General features: G+C 69.2%; 18 protein-coding genes. 10 read left to right on the top strand and 8 right to left on the bottom strand.

Annotated elements, in window-relative coordinates:
- Positions 1-154 precede the first annotated feature (154 nt).
- Positions 155-1,045 carry a ribonuclease Z gene (locus tag ACFVAV_RS29425; RefSeq protein ID WP_379038811.1) on the bottom strand — a complete coding sequence of 297 codons (891 nt, stop codon included), beginning with the start codon at positions 1,043-1,045 and terminating at the stop codon, positions 155-157.
- Positions 1,046-1,192: 147 nt separating this feature from the next.
- Between ACFVAV_RS29425 and ACFVAV_RS29420 the strand changes: the two genes are divergently transcribed.
- From ACFVAV_RS29420 to ACFVAV_RS29385, 8 genes are all read left to right on the top strand, one after another.
- Positions 1,193-2,368: a TerD family protein gene (locus tag ACFVAV_RS29420; protein WP_379038867.1), complete on the top strand. Its 1,176-nt coding sequence runs from the start codon at positions 1,193-1,195 to the stop codon at positions 2,366-2,368.
- Positions 2,365-3,135 (top strand): alpha/beta hydrolase, encoded by a 771-nt coding sequence (locus ACFVAV_RS29415; RefSeq protein WP_379038809.1) that lies wholly within the window; start codon positions 2,365-2,367, stop codon positions 3,133-3,135. Before ACFVAV_RS29420 ends, ACFVAV_RS29415 begins: the two co-directional genes overlap by 4 nt.
- A 9-nt stretch (positions 3,136-3,144) precedes the next feature.
- Positions 3,145-3,651, top strand: coding sequence for a PspA/IM30 family protein (locus tag ACFVAV_RS29410; protein ID WP_379038808.1), 507 nt, complete (start codon positions 3,145-3,147; stop codon positions 3,649-3,651).
- Positions 3,652-3,697: 46 nt separating this feature from the next.
- On the top strand, positions 3,698-4,720 hold the full coding sequence (locus ACFVAV_RS29405) for a hypothetical protein (RefSeq protein WP_379038807.1): 1,023 nt from the start codon (positions 3,698-3,700) through the stop codon (positions 4,718-4,720).
- Between the two features lie 379 nt (positions 4,721-5,099).
- Positions 5,100-7,841, top strand: a complete 2,742-nt coding sequence (locus tag ACFVAV_RS29400; RefSeq protein ID WP_379038805.1) for a nitrate- and nitrite sensing domain-containing protein — start codon at positions 5,100-5,102, stop codon at positions 7,839-7,841.
- A 31-nt stretch (positions 7,842-7,872) separates the two neighbouring features.
- On the top strand, positions 7,873-8,301 hold the full coding sequence (locus ACFVAV_RS29395; RefSeq protein WP_379038804.1) for a roadblock/LC7 domain-containing protein: 429 nt from the start codon (positions 7,873-7,875) through the stop codon (positions 8,299-8,301).
- Entirely contained in the window at positions 8,298-8,738 is a 441-nt protein-coding gene (locus ACFVAV_RS29390; RefSeq protein ID WP_379038803.1) for a DUF742 domain-containing protein, read from the top strand. Before ACFVAV_RS29395 ends, ACFVAV_RS29390 begins: the two co-directional genes overlap by 4 nt.
- Positions 8,739-8,778: 40 nt before the next feature.
- A complete protein-coding gene (locus ACFVAV_RS29385) occupies positions 8,779-9,324 on the top strand; it encodes an ATP/GTP-binding protein (RefSeq protein ID WP_379038866.1) in 546 nt (181 codons plus the stop codon).
- Between the two features lie 10 nt (positions 9,325-9,334).
- Here the strand turns inward: ACFVAV_RS29385 and ACFVAV_RS29380 are convergent, their stop codons facing one another.
- The 6 genes from ACFVAV_RS29380 to ACFVAV_RS29355 form a co-directional block, all read right to left on the bottom strand.
- Positions 9,335-9,832: a hypothetical protein gene (locus ACFVAV_RS29380; protein WP_379038801.1), complete on the bottom strand. Its 498-nt coding sequence runs from the start codon at positions 9,830-9,832 to the stop codon at positions 9,335-9,337.
- A gap of 597 nt (positions 9,833-10,429) precedes the next feature.
- Positions 10,430-11,947: a hypothetical protein gene (locus ACFVAV_RS29375; RefSeq protein WP_379038800.1), complete on the bottom strand. Its 1,518-nt coding sequence runs from the start codon at positions 11,945-11,947 to the stop codon at positions 10,430-10,432.
- Between the two features lie 14 nt (positions 11,948-11,961).
- Entirely contained in the window at positions 11,962-12,588 is a 627-nt protein-coding gene (locus ACFVAV_RS29370) for a hypothetical protein (protein ID WP_379038798.1), read from the bottom strand.
- 161 nt (positions 12,589-12,749) lie between these two features.
- The gene (locus ACFVAV_RS29365; protein ID WP_379038796.1) at positions 12,750-14,135 is read right to left on the bottom strand and encodes a lipase family protein; all 1,386 of its coding nucleotides are present in this window, start codon (positions 14,133-14,135) and stop codon (positions 12,750-12,752) included.
- A 79-nt stretch (positions 14,136-14,214) separates the two neighbouring features.
- The gene (locus tag ACFVAV_RS29360; protein WP_379038794.1) at positions 14,215-14,856 is read right to left on the bottom strand and encodes a TetR/AcrR family transcriptional regulator; all 642 of its coding nucleotides are present in this window, start codon (positions 14,854-14,856) and stop codon (positions 14,215-14,217) included.
- 45 nt (positions 14,857-14,901) lie between these two features.
- Positions 14,902-15,546: a LysE family translocator gene (locus ACFVAV_RS29355; protein ID WP_379038865.1), complete on the bottom strand. Its 645-nt coding sequence runs from the start codon at positions 15,544-15,546 to the stop codon at positions 14,902-14,904.
- Between the two features lie 93 nt (positions 15,547-15,639).
- On the opposite strand from ACFVAV_RS29355, the gene ACFVAV_RS29350 reads away from it, so the two are divergent.
- Both ACFVAV_RS29350 and ppc read left to right on the top strand, forming a co-directional pair.
- Positions 15,640-16,176 (top strand): sugar O-acetyltransferase, encoded by a 537-nt coding sequence (locus ACFVAV_RS29350; RefSeq protein ID WP_379038864.1) that lies wholly within the window; start codon positions 15,640-15,642, stop codon positions 16,174-16,176.
- A gap of 67 nt (positions 16,177-16,243) precedes the next feature.
- A complete protein-coding gene (ppc, locus tag ACFVAV_RS29345) occupies positions 16,244-19,015 on the top strand; it encodes a phosphoenolpyruvate carboxylase (RefSeq protein ID WP_379038792.1) in 2,772 nt (923 codons plus the stop codon).
- A gap of 3 nt (positions 19,016-19,018) precedes the next feature.
- Here the strand turns inward: ppc and ACFVAV_RS29340 are convergent, their stop codons facing one another.
- Positions 19,019-19,186: a hypothetical protein gene (locus ACFVAV_RS29340; protein WP_379038790.1), complete on the bottom strand. Its 168-nt coding sequence runs from the start codon at positions 19,184-19,186 to the stop codon at positions 19,019-19,021.
- Between the last annotated feature and the right edge of the window lie 82 nt (positions 19,187-19,268).

Below are 19,268 nucleotides of genomic sequence, written 5' to 3'. Positions count from 1 at the left end.
ATTTCCGCTTCCGCGAAACACATGAATTACTCATCCGCGAGACGTTATGGCCGACCTGCTACCCAGCCGCCGATTCCCGAACGCGGCACCGCCCAGCAGGACTCGCTACTCGGTCACCGAGATCGAGCGTTTCATCCCGCCGCACCGCGTCCTCTCAGTGAGCCACGCGGCGGGGTGGGAGTGGGACGCGGTCCAGGTCGTGGGCGAGCACGGCGCCGGGGAAGTCCGCCTGCTCCAGGAACAGGGGGTCGTCGGCTTCGGCATAGCGTTCGGAGAAGTGGGTCAGGACCAGGGTTCGCACCCCGCAGGCCCGCGCCACCTCGCCCGCCTGCCGCGCCGTCAGGTGGCCCCGCTCGGCGGCCTGGCCGGTCTCGGAGTCGAGAAACGTGGACTCGATGATGAGCATGTCCACGCCCTCGGCCAGGGCGAAGACGCTGTCGCACAGGCGGGTATCCATGACGAAGGCGACCTTCTGGCCGGGCCTGGGCACCGTGCATTCCTCCAGCAGCGCGCCCGACAGCTCGCGGACGGCCGCGCCGGAGATGCCGTGCGCGCGCAGCCGTTCGGGCAGAAATGTCCGGCCGTCCGGCTCGGCGATGCGGTAGCCGTAGGTGGGGATGCTGTGGTCCAAGGGCAGCGCGGTGAGCGTGAAGCCGTCACCCGGCAACGTCGCACCCGGGCCGCTGACGGGGTGCTCGACAAGCGTGGGCGAACCGTAGTAGCTGGTCGCGAACTTCAGGCGCTCCCAATACTCGGCGCCGTCGGCGGGGAACACGGCGTGGACAGCATGCGGTACTCCGTCGCGACCGAGCCGCTGCACGATGCCGGGGACGCCGAGGGCGTGATCCCCGTGGAAATGGGTGATGCAGACCCACTGCAGTTCGGTCGCGGAAGCGCCCGCGTGCGCCATCTGCCGCTGGGTACCCTCGCCCGGGTCGAACAGGATGCCCTGGCCGTCCCAGCGCAACAGATAGCCGTTGTGATTGCGGCGGCGGGTGGGCACAGCCCCGGCTGTGCCCAGCACGATGAGTTCCCGGGTCGACATGAGCCCATCCTCGCGGGTCGTGGCGGTGGTGTCAGGTCGATTTCCGGCTCGCGGTTCGACCGGCATCCGGACCAGGTAGTCGGCTCGCCCGAGCAGGGGCGACGGCTCGGGTACCGCGCGGGGCGGGATAGGTTGGCACGTGTGTCGATGATGAAAGGCGCCAATGTTGCGGTGCCTGCCTCCGCGGTCCGCGTCGAAGTGGGTTGGCAGTCGGGTGCGGGGGTGCCCGATGCCGACGTCTCCGCCCTGCTCCTCGCCGGTACGAAGGTGCGCTCCGACGACGACTTCGTCTTCTACAACCAGGCGGTACACCCCTCGGGCGCGGTTCGCCACGAAGGAAAACAGCAGGGCCACATCGTCATCGATGCCCTGTCGGTGAACCTGGCCCAGGTGGAGTCGCAGATCGAGACGATCGTGCTCGCCGCCTCCGCGGACGGCGGCACCTTCGGCCAGTTCCACGGCCTCTACATCCGGGTGATCGACGCCGCCGGCGGTGCCCAGGTCGCCCGCTTCGACAGCACCGGCGCCACCACCGAGACCGCGTTCGTCCTCGGTGAGTTGTACCGCCGCCAGGGTGCGTGGAAGTTCCGCGCGGTCGGCCAGGGCTACGACTCCGGATTGGCAGGATTGGCAACAGATTTCGGCATCTCGGTCGACGACGCACCCGCCGCCCCGCCTTCCGCGCCTCCGGTGAACCTGTCCAAGATCTCGCTGACCAAGGAATCACCCTCGGTCTCGCTCACCAAGCACGGCGCGACCGGCGGCGTCATGCGGGTGAACCTCAACTGGACTTCGATGGCCGCGACCGGCCGCCTGTTCGGCAAGTTGCGCGGCAAGAACATCGACCTCGACCTGTGCTGCTTCTTCGAACTGGTCAACGGCGCGATCGGCTCGGTCCGCGCCCTCGACCGCCGGTTCGGCGCACTGTACGAGCCGCCGTTCATCCACCTCGACCAGGACGACCGCACCGGCGCCAGCATCACCGGCGAGAACCTCTCGATCAACCTGGACTACACCCAGTTCTTCCGCCGCATCCTGGTCTTCGCCTCGATCTACGACGGCGCGAGCGACTTCCGTGGCGTGCACGCCACCGTCACCCTGAACCCGGTGAACTCACCGCCGATCGAGATGACCCTCGACGGCTGCACCGACAATTCCCGCGACGCCGTCCTCGCCGTGCTGGAGAACGTCAACGGCGAGCTGGTGGTCCGGCGCGAGGGCACCTTCGTCCGGCCGCCCGCCGGTCAGCCGGGTGGCGGTGTCATGGAGATCGCCCGGTTGTACCACTGGGACTTCGGCTTCCAGGCGGGCCGCGGCAAGTGATACGACACCCCGCGACCAGGGCGCTGAACGCGCTGGTCTACCACCCGGACAAGCACGTGGCCCAGACGCCCGCCGCCTACGGCCTCGACTACCGCGACGTGCACCCGCGCACCGCCGACGGCGTCGACCTGCACGGCTGGTTCGTGCGCGCCGACCGCCCACGCGGGCACATCCTCTACGCGCACGGCAACGCAGGCACCATCGGCGACCGCGTGCCGATCATCGCGCTGCTGGTCCGGGCGGGTTTCGACGTCCTCGCCTTCGACTACCGCGGTTTCGGCCACAGCACGGGATCGCCGGGGGAGCAGGGCACCTATCGCGATGCCAGGGCGGTCCGGGCGACCCTGCTCGACCAGCCCGGCGTCGACCCGGATCGGGTGCTGTACCTCGGTAAGTCGCTCGGTGGCGGTGTCCTGCTCGAGCTGGCCACCGAGCACCCGCCCGCGGGCATGATCCTGATGTCGACATTCAGCAGCATGCGCGCCGCTGCCCGCTCGGTCTATCCGTTCCTGCCCACGCCGCTGATCCCGAACGCCTATCCGAGCCTGCGCCGGATCGCGGCACTGCGGGCCCCGGTGCTCATGTTCCACGGCGACCGCGACGAACTGCTCCCGCTGCGCCATGCCGAACGCCTCTTCGCGGCGGCGCAGGGACCGAAAGAGCTGGTCGTGGTGCCCGGCGCCGGCCACAACGATGTCATCGACGCGCTCGGCCCGCGCTGGCCGCAGCGCATCACGGAGTGGTCGGGCGGCTTCCTGCCTGCGTAGCCTGGCGGTATGAGCGAAACGAGCGAGATCCTCGGCCGCCTGGCCGTGCTGCCCGACGCCGAGCTGGTGTCGGTGCTGCGTGCCGCGGTCGCCGGACGGCCCAGGCTCGGCGCTGTCGCCGCCGCACTCGCCCAGGTCGAAGCCGGTCATACGGAGACGGAATCACCTGTGACTCTGGACACGGACGTGGTGGACGCCGATGTGGTGTCCGTCGCATCCGACCAGGTCGGGGGCACTATGCCGGTACCGCCGGTACCGCATGGCCTGCCCGGCGCCGCCGCACCCACTGTGACCGGCGGCTATTCCACTTCCGGAGTACCGACATTCGACGCGGTTCGCGATAAGGTCGAGCAGCGTTTCGGCACCGCGCAGGGAATGGGTGAGCTCGACCAGCAGACCCCGGCGGGTCGCAGCGTCGACGAACAGTGGGAGGCGCGGGAGAAAGCCGCGCGCGAGCGTCTGGCTCAGATCCGGAAATCGATGCAGGGCAACGATTCCGGCGCCGACGACAAGTAGCCGCAAGGCCTCCCGTCCGAGCAACGACCGTGATGGGTGGACCCAGATGACACAGGCGCGCCAGATCGCCGAACGACTGCTCGACGCGCAGGTGGACTTCCTGCTCGCCGAGGTGACCGGCGACCGGTTCGCCGAGGTGATCGCGCGGGACGTGGCCGCCGTGCTGGCCGTCGGCGACACCATCGTGTTCGGTGACGTCGTCTCGCTCGAGCAGGGCGAACAGACCGTGGCCACGGTGTTCGACCGCATCGGCGGCAGCCCCGTCATCGCCGACACCGTCGGCATCTTCTCCGACGCGATCTACGACCACATCGCGTCCAACACCGAGTACACCCTCGGCGATGTGGTCGACCGCGAGCCGGTGGAAGCGCTGCTGGAGAAGATCTTCGGCATGCACCAGGCCCAGGAGCGCATCCTGGACCGGCTCACCGAGAGCCCGCTCGTCGCCACCGTCGCCGCCCGTTTCGTCGACAAGCTGATCGGCGACTTCATGCAGGCCAATCGGGAACGCGCCGAGAAGATCCCCGGCGTCTCCTCGCTGATGTCGCTGGGTCAGTCGGCCGCGAACCGCGCCAAGAAGGTCGCCGACAGCACCTTCGTCGGCGACCTCGCGGGCAAGGGCGCCCTGTTCGCGCTCAAGCGCACCAACAACGCCATCCGCGACATGCTGCGCGACGCGCCGGTGCACTCGGCGGCGATGGAGTTCTGGGATCTGCACGCCGACGAGCCCGTGGCCGGCCTGCGCGAGTACCTCACCCAGAAGGATCTCAACGAACTGGTCCAGATCTGTTACGAGATCGCGGTGACGACCAGGGAGAAGGAATACTTCGGGATGCTGGTGCGCGAATGCGTCGAGGTGTTCTACGCCAGGTACAGCAAGCACACGCTCTCGGCGATGCTGCCCGAGCTCGGCCTGACCGCCGACGACATCGGCGCCGAGATCCTGCGCTACGGCCCCGCCGTCATCGAGTCGGCCAAGCGCAACGGTGTGCTGGCCGGGCTGATCCGGGAACGCCTCGAGCCGTTCTTCTTCTCCGAGCAGGTGCTCGGCATTCTCGGCGGCGAGTAATCACCGTCCGGTCTCGAATTTCCGGAATATGCCGGGGATTTGCGGGTCGGGTCGCTATCGTTCATTTCTGATTGGTTGACCCGCCCCGCGTTTGCCTCGGTGCCGTGCGAATCGCGCTGCCGGAAATGTGGGTGGCGTCACGACTCCATTTCCCGGCTATGTATCGGGCATCGAACGGGCCGGTCACGCAATTGCGTTGCGGGCTGTGAGCTTTCGGATACAGAAACCCCCGTTGATTTCCGGCATGTTGAGATCAGTGCACGAAACCCGTTCTTACACCGTCCCGGATTGACCGCGCGGTCCGCGCAGTGCAAGTTGACACCTGACTTTCCATGGGCCGCCGGGAAATTCACCCGGCGGCGTGACAAAGGAGCAGGTGGTGCGTTCACATTCCCGTCGGCAGGCCGCGGGTGGCAGGCTGATCCGGCCGCGCACCATCTCCGGCCAGCTCGCCCGGATCCTGGCGGTGTCGCTGGTGCTGGTGCTCGCGCTGCTCGGGTTGACGATGTCCACGCAGATCGGCGCCTTCCGCCGCAGTGGTGAGACCGTGGACGCGGTCGCGGTGGCACTGGCCGCCCAGGACCTGGTGCACCAGGTGCAGCGGGAACGCGGCCTGAGCAACGGACTGCTCGGTGGCGACCAGCGGCTGCTGCAGCCGGTCACCGACCAGCGCGCGGGCACCGATGCGGCACTGCGGAATCTGGGCGCGATCGTGGCGACCGACCCGCCGGGTGCGGGCGAAGTGCGCTCGGCCCTGGGCCACCTGGCCGGTCTGCCCAGTTTCCGCTCGCAGATCGACACCCGCACGGTCTCGCGTCAGGCGGCCTTCCAGTTCTACTCCGACAGCGTCGACGCGATGAACCGCCTGGTTATCGGCCTCGACCAGGCCCGCGACCCCGCGGTGCGCCACGGCCTGCAAGCCCTCTACGCCCTCGGTGACGCGAAGGAGTTCACGGCGCGCGAACGCGGCTTCCTCAACGGTGTATTCGCCGCCGGGGAGTTCGCGCCCGGGGAGTATGTGCAGTTCCTCGACATCCGCGCCGCCCGCAATGCCGCGCTCACCCAGTTCGACCGCGACGCCACCGCAGCCCAGCAGGACCGCCTCGACCTGGTGCTCGCCGGTGAGAGTGCCACGCGGGCCACCGAATCGGAGAACATCGCGATCGCGTCGACGGCCGGACCGGTGGTCCCCGCGGTCGACCCGGCGGTCTGGTGGTCGCAGATGACCGACGTGATCGACGCGCAGCGCACCGTGCAGCAGGCCGTCGGCGACGACGTCCGCGCTCGCGCCGCCGACCTGCGCCGCACCGCCGCGCTGATCCTCGCGGGGTTCGCCCTGGCCGCCCTGCTCGCGATCGCCGCCGAGGTGGCGCTGGTGTTCGCGAGTATCCGGGCCATCGTGCGGCCGCTGGCCCGGCTCGCCGCCGAGGCCGACGACGTCGCCTCCAGCAGGCTGCCCGAGGTGATCGCCGCCTGGCGCGGCGCCGCCGACACCCAGCCGGAACCGCCCGCGCCCGTGCGCACCCCGTCCGGCGCGAGTGCCGAGATCGGCGCTGTCGCGGGCGCGCTGGACCGGGTCCAGACCACCGCCTTCGACCTCGCCTCCGAACAGGCGCTGGTGCGGCGCAACACCACCGAGTCGATGGCGAACCTGGCCCGGCGCAACCAGAATCTCGTGCGCAGGCAGCTCGGCCTGATCAGCGAGTTCGAGCGCGAGGAACTCGACCCGAAGGCGCTGTCGAACCTGTTCGAACTCGACCACCTCGCGACCCGCATGCGCCGCAATGCCGAAAGCCTGCTGGTCCTCGTCGGCGAGGCCAGCCCGCGCCGGTGGGCCGAGCCGATCGCGCTCACCGACGTCATCCGGGCCGGCCTGTCCGAGGTCGACGACTACCGCCGGGTGGTGCTGCGCCGGGTCGACGACATCGCGATCGCCGGCGCGGTCGTCAGCGAACTCGCCCACGTCCTGGCCGAACTCATCGAGAACGGCCTCGCCTTCTCCCCGCCCGACCTCGAGGTCGAGGTCTACGGGCGCAAGGTGGCGAGCGGCTACCTGCTCGCGGTCGTCGACCACGGCGTCGGCATGGCGCCCGACCAGCTCGCCGAGGCCAATGCGCGCCTGCGCGGTGAGCAGGACTTCATCGTGGCCTCCACGCGCTATCTCGGGCACTACGTGGTCGGCCGGCTGGCCGGTCGGCTCGGCATCGATGTGGAGCTCAACACCTCGCCGGTGAGCGGCATCGTCGCGCGGCTGCTGCTCCCGCCGAGCATCCTGGCCGACGAAACGTCTTCCCGCCCAGCATCATCGGGTGCCACGAGGGACCGGGTCGGCGCGGACGAGGCCGGTGTGTCGGCGAGTCCAGCAGGTGCGCCTGGTGCCCACACTCAGGACACGCGCTCGGGGAAGCGCCCCGGAACGGCGTCGAACGGTGCCGGCGGCCGAGTCAGACATAGCCGCGTCGAGATGCCGGTGCACACCACCAACGGCACCCAGCTGCCGGAGGCTACCGATGGCACCGGGCGGCGGCAGGCCGCCGACGGCGGCGCGGCAGCAGACGGGAATGTGGCACCGCCGCACACTGCCAACGGCCATGCCTCGGACCATGCGGCGAGTGGGTCACCCTACGCGCAGTTCCTCACCGGCACAGGGAGTTCCGTCGGTGACCGCGGCGGCCGCAACGGGGCCGCACCCGCGGATTCCGTCGCCGTCCGTACCAGCAACGGATCTGCGGTGCCCGGGCTCCACCCGGACCGTCCCGACCGGCCGGTGGCCGAATCGATCGGCTCCGCAGCGCTCCTCGCAGATCATCTCGACCAGCCGGCGGTCGAATGGATCGGCTCCACAGCCTCCGACCCGGACCGTCGAGGCCGGCCCGCGGTCGAACCGGGTGGCCCCGCCGTCGAACGCACGCGCAACGGTCTGGTGAAGCGCAGCAAACGCGCCAAGATCACCGGCTCGCCGGACCGCCCTCGCCGTGAACCGGCGGCCCGCCAGGACCGTCCACCCGCCGTCGAACGAACCCCGGACCAGACACGCAGCATGCTGTCCTCCTTCCGCACCGGCCACGAACGCGGTGGCGATACCCGATCCGCGCCCACCCCGCCCGATCCGACCCACTGACCGATCGGACCCGACCTCAGGAGAGCCCCCGGTGACCACCCATCTACCGACCGCCGACCCCCACACCTTCAACTGGTTGCTCGGCAACTTCGTCCGCAACACCGACGGCGTGCGCGACACCGTCGCCGTGTCCTCCGACGGGCTGCTCATCGCCATGTCCGACGGCCTGGATCGCACCGGCGCCGACCGGCTCGCCGCCATGGTCTCCGGCCTGTCCAGCCTCGCCCGCAGTGCCTCGCGCAGTTACGATTTCGACGGGCTGAAGCTGATCATGATCGAGATGAAGCGCGGCTTCCTGCTGGTCTCGGCGCTGGGCGACGGCAGCTGTCTCGGCGTGATCGCCGACGGTGGTTGCGATGTCGGTCTCGTCGGCTACGAGATGGCGGTGCTGGCCGAACGCGCGGGCGCGCTGCTCGACCCGATGCTGATCGGGGAACTGCGAGAGTCGTTGCGCAGATGAGAGATCCCGATCGCCCGCGGCTGCCCGACCCGCGCATGATCCCGATGAACCGGCCCACCGGCTGGCGCGACGAACTAGGGCCGGTCCCGGTGGCGCCCACCGACAGCGCGGACGTCGAGGACCGCTTCGTCCGTCCGTTCGTGGTCACCGCGGGCCGCACCGTCCCGGTGCTGGACGGTCTGCGCATCGAGACGCTCGTCCAGGCGCCGCCGTCCGCGCTGTCGGCGCCGCTGCGGTTCGAGGAAAGAACCGTCGTGCAGTTGTGTCTGCGACCGCACTCCATCGCCGAAATCGGTGTCGCCCTGCGCGTTCCGGTCGGCATCGCCAAGGTGATCGTCAGCGATCTGGCGGCGGCGGGGCATGTGACCGTCCGCGACGCGCCGGAACTGTCGACCGCCGCCATCGAGAGGATCAGGGATCTTGTTCGGGCACTCTGAATTCCGCACCGCTCCGGCGATGCCGACATCGGTCAAGATCGTGGTCAGCGGCGGCTTCGGCGTCGGCAAGACCACCTTCATCGGCGCCATCTCCGAGATCGAGCCACTGGTCACCGAGGCGTCGATGACCGAGGTGTCGATCGGCGTCGACGACCCCGGCCGCCGTGCCGAGAAGACCGCCACCACAGTCGCTTTGGACTTCGGCCGGATCACCCTCGACCAGTCCCTGATCCTCTACCTGTTCGGCACCCCGGGCCAGGACCGCTTCGTCTTCCTGTGGGACGACCTGGTCGACGGCGCGCTGGGCGCGGTGATCGTCGTCGACACCGGCCGCGTCGAAGACTGCTACCCGGTCCTGGACTACTTCGAAGACCACAACACCCCATTCGTCATCGTGGTCAACCGCTTCGACGACGCCACCCACTTCGACCTCGCCGAGGTCCGCGAAGCCCTGGGCCTCGACGACTGGATTCCCGTCCTCGACTGCGACGCCCGCGACCGCGACTCCGTCCGCGACGTCCTCGTAGCCCTCCTCGAACAAGTCCTCCTCCACCGAGTCCAACCCCGCCACCGGGAGGTGTCCTGACCAGGGCAGCTCAGTTACCGGAGATCTGTTCGGTCAGCTTCGTGCCACCGGTGGCCCATGCCACGCACTGCACGGCGCTGGATTTGCGCCACGAGGCGGCGTCCGCCGGCGCGTAGGACATGAGTTCGACGATCGCGGACGCTCGACTGGCCTCGATGACGGGCGTGGCATGGGTGAGGCAGAGGGTTCGGCCTGCCTCGCGCGCCGCGGTCGTGTTCTCCCACTCGGCAAGCACTCCGACGTAGACCACCTCGCCGTCGTGCGGTGTGGTGCACGATCGAGTCGGCAGGCTGACGATCGTGCCGCTTGCCGACGACGGCCGATCGACGCAGCGACCGGCCGTCAGATCGTCGATCTGGCTTCTGCCGTGCGGATCGGTGATTCCGCGATACACCATCGCGCCGATCGCCAGCGCTGCCAGTGCCCCGCCACCCGCCACCGCGGCCACGATGAGGCCCTTGTTGCGCTGGGGCGGTAGGGGCCTCTGCGGTGCGAACGGCCTGTTCATCGGATAGCCCGGCCCCGGCACGCCGTTTCCCTGGTATCCCCTAGGTCCGTACTGCGGCCCGGGTGCATGCGGATGAGATGGTCCCCCTGGATTATTCACCCGCTAACGATACTGGCGCGCCCGTCGGCTGTCAGAACGCCCGAGGGGACGGCGTGTGCGTTGCGTGGAATCAGTGCCGCGCGGAACCGGACACTGCCGCAATAACACTCGACGGATCGGCGGTGCTCAGCAACGTCCGTTCCCGCACGCCGAGCCGACGGGCGACCCGGCGCCGCTCCCTGACCTGAACTGCCGTCCTCGGCCGGAATCCTGGGCCGCAGCCCTGGCAGCAACTGGGGTGGAACCGCAGTCCTGACTCCAGGACTGCGGTCAATGCCGCCCATCCGCTCTTGTCGCGCCGTGCGGGCACTGTGAGGTACCCGCCCGGCATTGATCATCGGTGCACGGCACAGTGGGCACAGGCGGCCCTGTTCTCGCGGCCGGAGTTTGAACGAGATTTGGCACGCCAGGCACACGTGATGACTGGAATAGGAGGCCCCCATGGTCGCAACCTACACCCGTCACCACCTGTGCTCCAGAGTTTTTCGTCGATGCCGGTCAGCGTCGATGCAGCGTGAGGTCCCACAGGGCGAGGTGAAAGCGCGCGTCGGTGACATCGACCGAGGTGTCGGTGAAGCGGTTGCCGCCGAGGGTGTTTCGCACGAAATCCCGCACGGTGGCCGGTTGGGTATCCAGGTCGGCCAGCACCTGCTGCGGCACCTCGATGGTCCCGTCGAAGTATCGTGGCTGACCGGTGATTCCGGGCTGCTGTGGACTCTGCCGCAAGCCGTCGACGGTGTGCAGGACGACGTCGAGCCCGGTGCCGTCGTCGAATCGGATGCGCAGGGTAGTGGGGGAGACGGCCAGGTCGAAGGACTGCACGCCGGCGGTCCAGCCCTGCGGCGAGGTGCCCTGGTAGTCGTACGGAGACGGCGGGCCCAGCGTTTCCTGTGCCCGGTTCACCGGCGAATTCTCCAGTGCCGCACCGGCGAGTGGCTGATCGGTGGCGACGAAGGTCCATGCCGGGTCGGTGAGTGTCTTGCGCCAGAAACCGGTCCGCCCGCCGTCACGGCCTTCGACCCGCAGCTCCCGGGCCGCGGAACCGGGACCGGTCCGGTGAAGGGAGATGCGGTCGGTGATCTCACCGGGGACCTTCGGCTGCGCGACCCAGTCGGGGGCGGGCAGCTGGATGGCGGCGTAGCGGCCGTCGATGCGCTCGGACAGCATGTCCGGCGCCTCGGGCAGTCCGCGCTGATCCTGGTAGGAGTAGCGGAAGAAGACCTTGTCCGCGCCGGAGATGTCGAAATCGTAGAGGCGCGTGTAGAAGTCGCCGAACCTGTTGACGATCAGCGAGGTCGACGCGCTGGTGGACAGCGCCACCGCCTGGAACCGGCCGCCGAACGGCAGTCCCATCTCGTAGCTGTGATCCACCGGCAGCCACGGATCGACATACTGGATCCGCTGACCGCCGTGGGTCAGGGCGAACACGTGTGACACCTTCGCCCCGCCGACCGGATGCTCGTTCCCGGCGGTGTCGGTCCACACGTGATCTTCGTTGGGCGACAACACCGACCACGACCAGGTCAGCGCGCCCGGCGGGAGGGTGTTGCCGGGGCCGGTCCACAGCGGGGTGCCGTAGCGGCTGCTCCAGTTCCAGTCCTTGGGCGCGCTGAGCGCGTGGTCCATCGTGATGAAGCGGCCGTCGCGGTCGATCATCATCACTTCGTCGTCGTCGGCCGAGACACCGGCGATGGTGCCCGCCAGGCAGCCGGGCAGCGCCACGGTGCGCCAACCACCTTGGGCAGCAGCCTCTTTCACATACACGTTGCCGTCGCGGGTCGCGAAGCTCCAGCGCCGGTTGAACGACTCGGTGGTGGTCCGGAGGTAGACCTGCTCGGGCAGTGCGACAGTCGCCGGGGCGAAATCCGCCAACCCCGCCGCGGACTCGTCGACCGTCACTTCCGGGGTGCCGACCGTACCCACCGGCAGGCATCCCGGATCGGCGACGGTGGCCGATTGCGTTGTCACCCCGGCGAAGACCAGCCCGGCCGCCGCGATCAGGGCCCCACGCCGCACGGCGTGCCCGCGCCTCACAGCCACCCCGCCGCGCCGAAACCGAGCAGAGCGATGGCGTCGATGCCGAAGATCGCGCCGACCACGAGCGCCTTGCTGCGCACGGTGGGCAGATCGTGCACGAAGAAGCAGGCCGCGAAGAACGGCACGTACCCGATGATCCAGATCAGGAACGGGAAGCCGGGCTGCCACCACGACCAGTCCCAGGTGAGCATCCCGGCCTTGTTCAGCAGCACCTCGACACCCACCGCCGCGGCGGAGTTCGCCGCGATCAGCACCGGCCGGTTCGGCAGCCCGAAGATCCGGGTTTCCTTGGGCGGCAGCATCTTCGCCGCCGCAATCCCCATGATGGCGAACATGAAGCAGATCTCGATATTCAGCCCGATCAGGATCTGATACGCCGTCGGCCCGCTCGCCGCCCACACCGGTGCCCGCTCGGTGACGTGGAAGACCAGCGCATTCCAGATCTCGTTGAACCAGTCCATGCCCCACAGCGCGAGCCCCGCGAACAGCACATTCCAGTTCCGCCGCTCGATCTCGACGGAATAGATGTAGATGACCATCAGTAAGAGCGGAATGACATACCACTTGAACTGATCCGCATCGCGCAGTAACTCCAGCGCAGCCCGTGCGTTATCGGTCAACGGGGCACCTCCTGATCATGATCGACGAACCCGGCGAGTATGATACAAATCAACACAGAACGTCAATATGTATCGCCGAGTGGGCGTCGATCCTGAATCAGTGTGCGCGCGAACACGACCGGGGCGTGGTCATCGACCACGCCCCGGACCGTCGGCGACAATCAGCGGGAGCCCAGCGGCACGCCGAAGAGGGTGGCGAACTTCGCGGCGAGGGAGTCGCCGAGGAAGGCGAGCGCGCCGGGCGTGGCCGCCATGGTGCCCGCGTCGGACGTGGTGCAGCCGGTGGGGGCGGGGACGCCGTCGAGACGGTCGCGCAGCCAGATCAGCGCGGCCGGGCCGCCGACGACCTCGGCGACGATGTGCTCACTGGCGTGGTCGCGGGTGTAGGTGAGTGAGGTGCTCGGGTCGCGGCAGTACTTGTCGACCAGGGTGTCGGTGGCGGCCAGCGGCAGGATTTCGTCCCAGGCGGAATGCCAGACGAACAGGGGCATGTCGGGCACGGACTTGCCCATGCGGGTGTCGTCGAGCATGGCCGCGACCGGCGGGTCGTCGAGCGGGTTGCCGTCGGAGCCGATCATGCCGGTCAGGTTGAGGAACGGCAGCAGCGCCGACTGGTACTGCACGCACAGGGGCGACTTGATCGCGGACAGCCCCTTGCCGAGCGGGTCGAGCCGCTGATCGAGATAGGCGGCGAAATCGGGGTACTCGCGGGTGAGTCCGAGGACGGCGGCGAAGACCAGGCCCGAGGTCAGCTGGTTGTTCGCCATGCTCAAGGCGGCTCCGAGGTCGGCGCCGACACCCCCCTCGGCCGCGCCGACGATATTCAGCTCGGGAGCGTAGGAGGCGCGCAGTTCGGCGGCGTGGCCGGTCGCGATCGAGCCGCCGGAGTATCCGTAGAGCCCGACCGGCGCGGTCGGCCCCACTTCGAGGGGTGCGAACGAGGTCGCCGCGCGAACGCCGTCGAGGGTGATCCGGCCGGCCAGCGGCCCCGCCGCATAGGCCGAATTCGGGCCCTGGTGATCGGGAACGACGACCGCCCAGCCCTGCGCCAGCGCGGCCTGCGCGAAGAGGAATTCGGCGGGAACGACGATCTGGCCGGCCAGGGGCGCGACCGAAAGATGTTGCAGCGCATAGGACGGCGCGCAGTAGCCCGCGGTGGAGTCCTCGGCCAGCTGCACCGACAGCAGCTTGCGCGGCTCGGGCGCCTGCCCGCGCGGCTTGATCACGGTGGCGACCGCCGGGATCGCCTCGTCGCGGCTGTTGTTGGAGCGATACGACACCTGCCAGGCATCCACGTCGATCGGCAGCAGGCCGAAGTCGGCGATCCGCACCTGGCGAGCCGCGATGATCGCACCCGGCGCTGTGGCCGCCACGATGTCGGCGGGCGGCAGGTAGAAGCCCGGATCCAATTCGGGCGGCAGCGGAATCACCGGTGCGGGCGCCACGGCCGCGGGCTCGGCCGCGACCGGCCCGGCCACCACGACCGTTGCGGCCGCGATCACGCCGGTCGCCAGGGCGAACCATCGCAGAGCGAGGGGAGATCTCATCGTGCACAGTCCTCACGTGATTTGAGACGCCTTCGTCTCAATGACGGCTACTATGGCACGGGTGTGGCGTGGATCGCAATCAGTGGCCGGAGGGCTCCGCGGTTGTCAGGGCTTCGAGCAGGGTGGAGAACACGTCGACCAGTTCGTCGACGGGCGGCCGCGGGTCATCCAGGCTCCACTGGTGCACGGCGCCGTTCACGGCGCCGATGAATGCCGCCATCGACACCCGCCAGCCACCGGGCGGCGTCCGCGCTTCCGCCCGCCCGGCGGCGATCGCGGCCACCACCTCACCCCACCGGTCCCTGACCTGCGCGCGATGTGCCTCGATCGCCGGGCTCACGCCGACGATCTCCACGAAAGCGACCTTGGCGCACCGGATGTCGTCGGTGATCGCCGTCGTGTACGCCCGCACCGCGGCGTCGATCAGCGCGCGCAGGTCGTCGGTCTCCGCCGCCGCCAGCGCCGTGGCCACCGCGTCCCTGGCCTTGCCCTGCACCGTGTCGTACACCGCGACGAGCAATTCCTCGCGCCCGCCGAACTGCTCGTAGAACTGCCGCCGCGACAACCCCGCCGCCGCGCACACATCGGTCAGCGAACTGTTGGCGAACGACTTCTCCGCGAACACGGTCAGCCCCGCCTCGATGAACAGCGCCCGCCGCTCGATCTGCCGTTCGGCGACCGAGGTACCGGTGTAGTTGTGTCGGGTCCGCGCTGTCGTCACCACTCCGACCCTACTTTCACGCCGTCGCCGACGCGTCCACGGTGCTCAGTCTTTGCGTCCGGTGAAGGCCAGCGAGGCCCCGAGACCGATCATCACCAGCCCGCTGGTGCCGCCCACCGCGGCGAGGCGGCGCGGAGTGCGGGCGATCCAGCTGCGCACAGAGTCCGCCGCGAGCGCCCACAGCGAATCGAACACCATCCCGAACAGGGGGATGCAGATGCCGAGCACCAGCATCTGCTGCGGGACCGAGCCCCGGGTGGGGTCGACGAACTGCGGCAGCAGCGCCGCCAGGAAGACGATGGTCTTCGGATTGGCGAAGCCGACGACGAACCCGTCGCGGAGCACCGCCGTGGTGGAGAAACCCGGCGTGGTCTGGCCGGGCTGGAGTGCCCTGGCCAGGTCGGCCCGGTGCCTGATCGCCTGGACTCCCAGATAGACCAGATAGAGCGCGCCGACCAGTTTGACGGCGGTGAACACCGCCGCCGAGGTGGCGACGAGGGCGCCGAGCCCGATGGCGACCGCCACTACCTGCACGTATACCCCGACCGAATTGCCCGCCACCGTCAACAGCGCCGCCCGCCTGCCGACCGTCAGCGCCCGGCTGATCGTGAACAGCACGCTCGGGCCGGGAACCACGACAAGCAGGAAGGACAGTCCCGCGAAGGACGCGAGATGCGTCATCGACACCATGCCGACCAACGTATCCACCGGACCACCGGCAGGCAACGCCTCGGCGACACCGGTCGCCCTACACTCGGCGCAGTGGGTGAACAGAAGCAGCGGATGCTGAGCGGGCAGCTGTACAAGGACAGCGATCCCGAACTGGTGACCGAACGGCAACGGGCGCAACGGTTGTGCGACGAGTTCAACCGGACCGGTCCCGACGAGACCGGGCGCAGGTTCGAGTTGCTGGGCGAGCTGCTGGGCAAGGTGGGGGAGGGGTCGTGGATCATGCCGCGATTCCAGTGCGACTACGGCTATCTCATCGAGATCGGCGCCAACAGCTTCCTCAACTATGACGCGATCCTGCTCGACTGCGCGCCGATCGTCATCGGCGACGACTGTTCGATCGGCCCGCGCTGTCAGCTGCTGACCGCGCTGCACCCCATGGACGATCACGAGAAGCGCAGGCAGCGGTGGGAATCCGCGGCGCCGATCCGGATCGGGAACAACGCGTGGTTCGGCGGCGGCGTGATCGTGTGCCCCGGGGTGACCATCGGCGACGACGTGGTGGTCGGCGCGGGCAGCGTGGTCACCCGCGACCTGCCGGACCGGGTGTTCGCCGCGGGCAACCCGGCGCGGGTGATCCGGCGACTGTAGGCCTGATCACTCGCGCGGGGCGCGTCGCCGGGTCGCGCCACGGGGACGGCGGCAATACTGTCTTTCCATGGGCGATTCGCGAACCGTGCAGGAGCAGGAAGCGACCCGGCCGCTGCGCGAGGACATCCGGTTTCTCGGCGGCATCCTGGGCGACACCATCCGCGACCACGAGGGTCCCGAGGTCTTCGACCTGATCGAGCGGGTGCGTATCGAGGCCTTCCGGGTGCGCCGCGAGGAGGTCGAGCGCAGCGCGGTCGCCGACATGCTCGACGGCACCCCGACCGAGGTCGCGATTCCGCTGATCCGGGCGTTCAGCTACTTCGTGCTGCTGGCCAACCTCGCCGAGGACATCCAGCGTGACCGTCGCCGTGCCGCCCACGTGTCGGCGGGGGAGCCGCCCCAGGATTCCTCGCTGGCCGCCACCTACGACAAGCTCGACGCCGCCGCCCTCGACGGCTCGACGGTGGCCGAGCTGCTCACCGACGCCCTCGTCTCGCCGGTGATCACCGCGCATCCGACCGAGACCCGCAGGCGCACGGTCTTCGATGTCCAGGCCAAGATCACCGAGCTGATGCGGCTGCGGCGCAGGCTCGAGCCGGGCGACCCCGGATTCGGTGACTCCGAGCGCCAGATCCGCCGCGAAGTCCTCACCCTGTGGCGGACCGCGCTGATCCGGTTGGCGCGCTTGCGGATTCAGGACGAAATCTCGGTCGGCCTGCGCTACTACGACCTGACCCTCTACGACGTGATCCCGGCGATCAACGCGCAGGTGCGCGCCGCGCTGCGCTCGCGCTGGCCCGATGCCGAGCTGCTGCCGCGCCCGATCCTGCGCCCTGGCTCGTGGATCGGTGGCGACCGCGACGGAAACCCGTATGTGACAGCGGAAGTCGTGCACACCGCGGCCGGGCAGGCGTCCGCCTACGCCTTCGGCCGGTATCTGGACGAGCTGGTCGACCTGGAGAAGACGCTGTCCCTGTCCGCCCGGCTCGTGCCGGTGACGCCCGCGGTCGCCGCGCTCGCCGAGGCGGGCTATCCCGATCCCGCCGTATTCGCCGACGAGCCGTATCGCCGTGCGCTGCACGCGATCCGGGCCCGCCTCAGCGCCACCGCGGAACTGGCGCTCGGCGAACTGCCGGAGAGCGGCCTGGCCACCACGGCCGCGCCGTATGCCACCCCACAGGCGGTGCTCGACGACCTCGACGCCGTCGACGCCTCGATGCGCGCCAGCGGTGACGCGCTGCTGGCCGACGACAGCCTCGCCGCCCTGCGCCACGCCATCGAGACCTTCGGGTTCCACCTGCAGAGCCTGGACCTGCGCCAGAACTCCGAGGTGCACGAGCAGGTCGTCACCGAACTGCTGGCCTGGTCGGGCGTGCATGCCGACTATCCGAGCCTGTCCGAGGCCGACCGCGTCGACCTGCTCGCGAACGAACTACGCACCCGCAGGCCACTGCTCGGCCCGCACGCGCAGCTGAGCGAACTCGCCACCAAGGAACTCGGGGTGCTGCGGGCAGCCAAGCAGGTGATCGACACCTTCGGCGCCGCCGCCATCCCGAACTACATCATCAGCATGTGCACCTCGGTCAGCGACATGCTCGAAGCGGCCCTGTTGCTCAAGGAAGCGGGCATCCTCGATCCCGGCACCGCCGAGGGCACGCCGAGCAGCCCCGTCGGCATCGTCCCGCTGTTCGAGACCATCGAGGACCTCGGCGCCGGCGCCGCGACCCTGTCGGAGGTGCTGGAGGTTCCGGTGTATCGCGAGCTCGTCGCGGCGGCGGGCATGCGGCAAGAAGTGATGCTCGGCTACTCCGATTCGAACAAGGACGGCGGGTATCTCGCCGCGAACTGGGCGCTGTACCGGGCGGAACTGGATCTGGTCGAGGTGGCCCGCAAGTCGGGAATCCGGTTGCGGCTGTTCCACGGTCGCGGCGGCACCGTCGGTCGCGGCGGCGGACGCAGCTACGACGCCATCCTGGCCCAGCCCGTCGGCGCGGTGCGTGGTTCGCTGCGGCTCACCGAACAGGGCGAGGTGATCGCCGCGAAATACTCCGAACAGGGTGCGGCACACCGCAATCTGGAGTCACTGATCGCGGGCACGCTCGAATCGACCCTGCTGGATGTGGAAGGCCTCGGCGACGACGCCGAACCGGCCTACGAACTGCTCGACGACCTGGCCGCCCGCGCCCGCGCCGCCTACGCGCGCCTGGTGCACGACACCCCGGGCTTCGTCGAGTACTTCCGCCAGTCCACCCCGGTCGCCGAGGTCGGCGACCTCAATATCGGCAGCCGCCCGGCCTCGCGCAAACCCACCAATTCGGTCTCGGACCTGCGCGCGATCCCCTGGGTGATGGCCTGGAGCCAGGCACGCGTCATGCTGCCCGGCTGGTATGGCACCGGCACCGCGCTCGAGGAATGGGTGGGCGAGGACCCGCAGCGCCTGGCCCGGCTCACCGAGCTCTATCAGCGCTGGCCGTTCTTCCGCACAGTGCTGTCGAACCTGGCGCAGGTGATGGCCAAGAGCGATCTCGACATCGCCGCGCGCTACGCCGACCTCGTCGAGGACGCGGCGCTGCGCGCGCAGATCTTCGGGATGATCCGCGACGAACACGCCCGCACCATCCGCATGTATGTGGCGGTCACCGGCCACGACGAGTTGCTCAGCGACAACCCGTCGTTGGCGGAGTCGATCCACAATCGTTTCCCCTACCTGGAGCCGCTCAACCAGCTCCAGGTGGACTTGCTGCGTCGATTGCGCAGCGGTGACGATTCCGAACTCGTGAAGCGGGGCATCCTGCTCACCATGAACGGCCTGGCCACCGCCCTGCGCAACTCGGGTTAGCCGCTAGATACAGACGCTGAAGACGATCGGCCCGAGCGGGACGCCGACACAGACCGCCACCGAACCGAAGACCGGCTGCGCGGTGGCCGCCGAGGCGGGGCCTGCGCCGATGGCGGTGACGGAGAGGGCGAGAGCGGCGATGGCGAGCGGACGGGCGGTTTTGGCGAACATGCGGTGCTCCTCGGTAGAACGGTGAAACTGCTCCCTTGCGGGGGCTGCCCCATCTCGACACGGGGTAGTGCGCGATGTCGGA

Origin of the sequence: Nocardia sp. NPDC057663 (assembly GCF_042799895.1) — a bacterium.
In the GTDB taxonomy this organism is placed as follows: domain Bacteria; phylum Actinomycetota; class Actinomycetes; order Mycobacteriales; family Mycobacteriaceae; genus Nocardia.
Note: the sequence above shows the minus strand (reverse complement) of the source record. Positions and strands in the feature narration are given on the sequence as shown.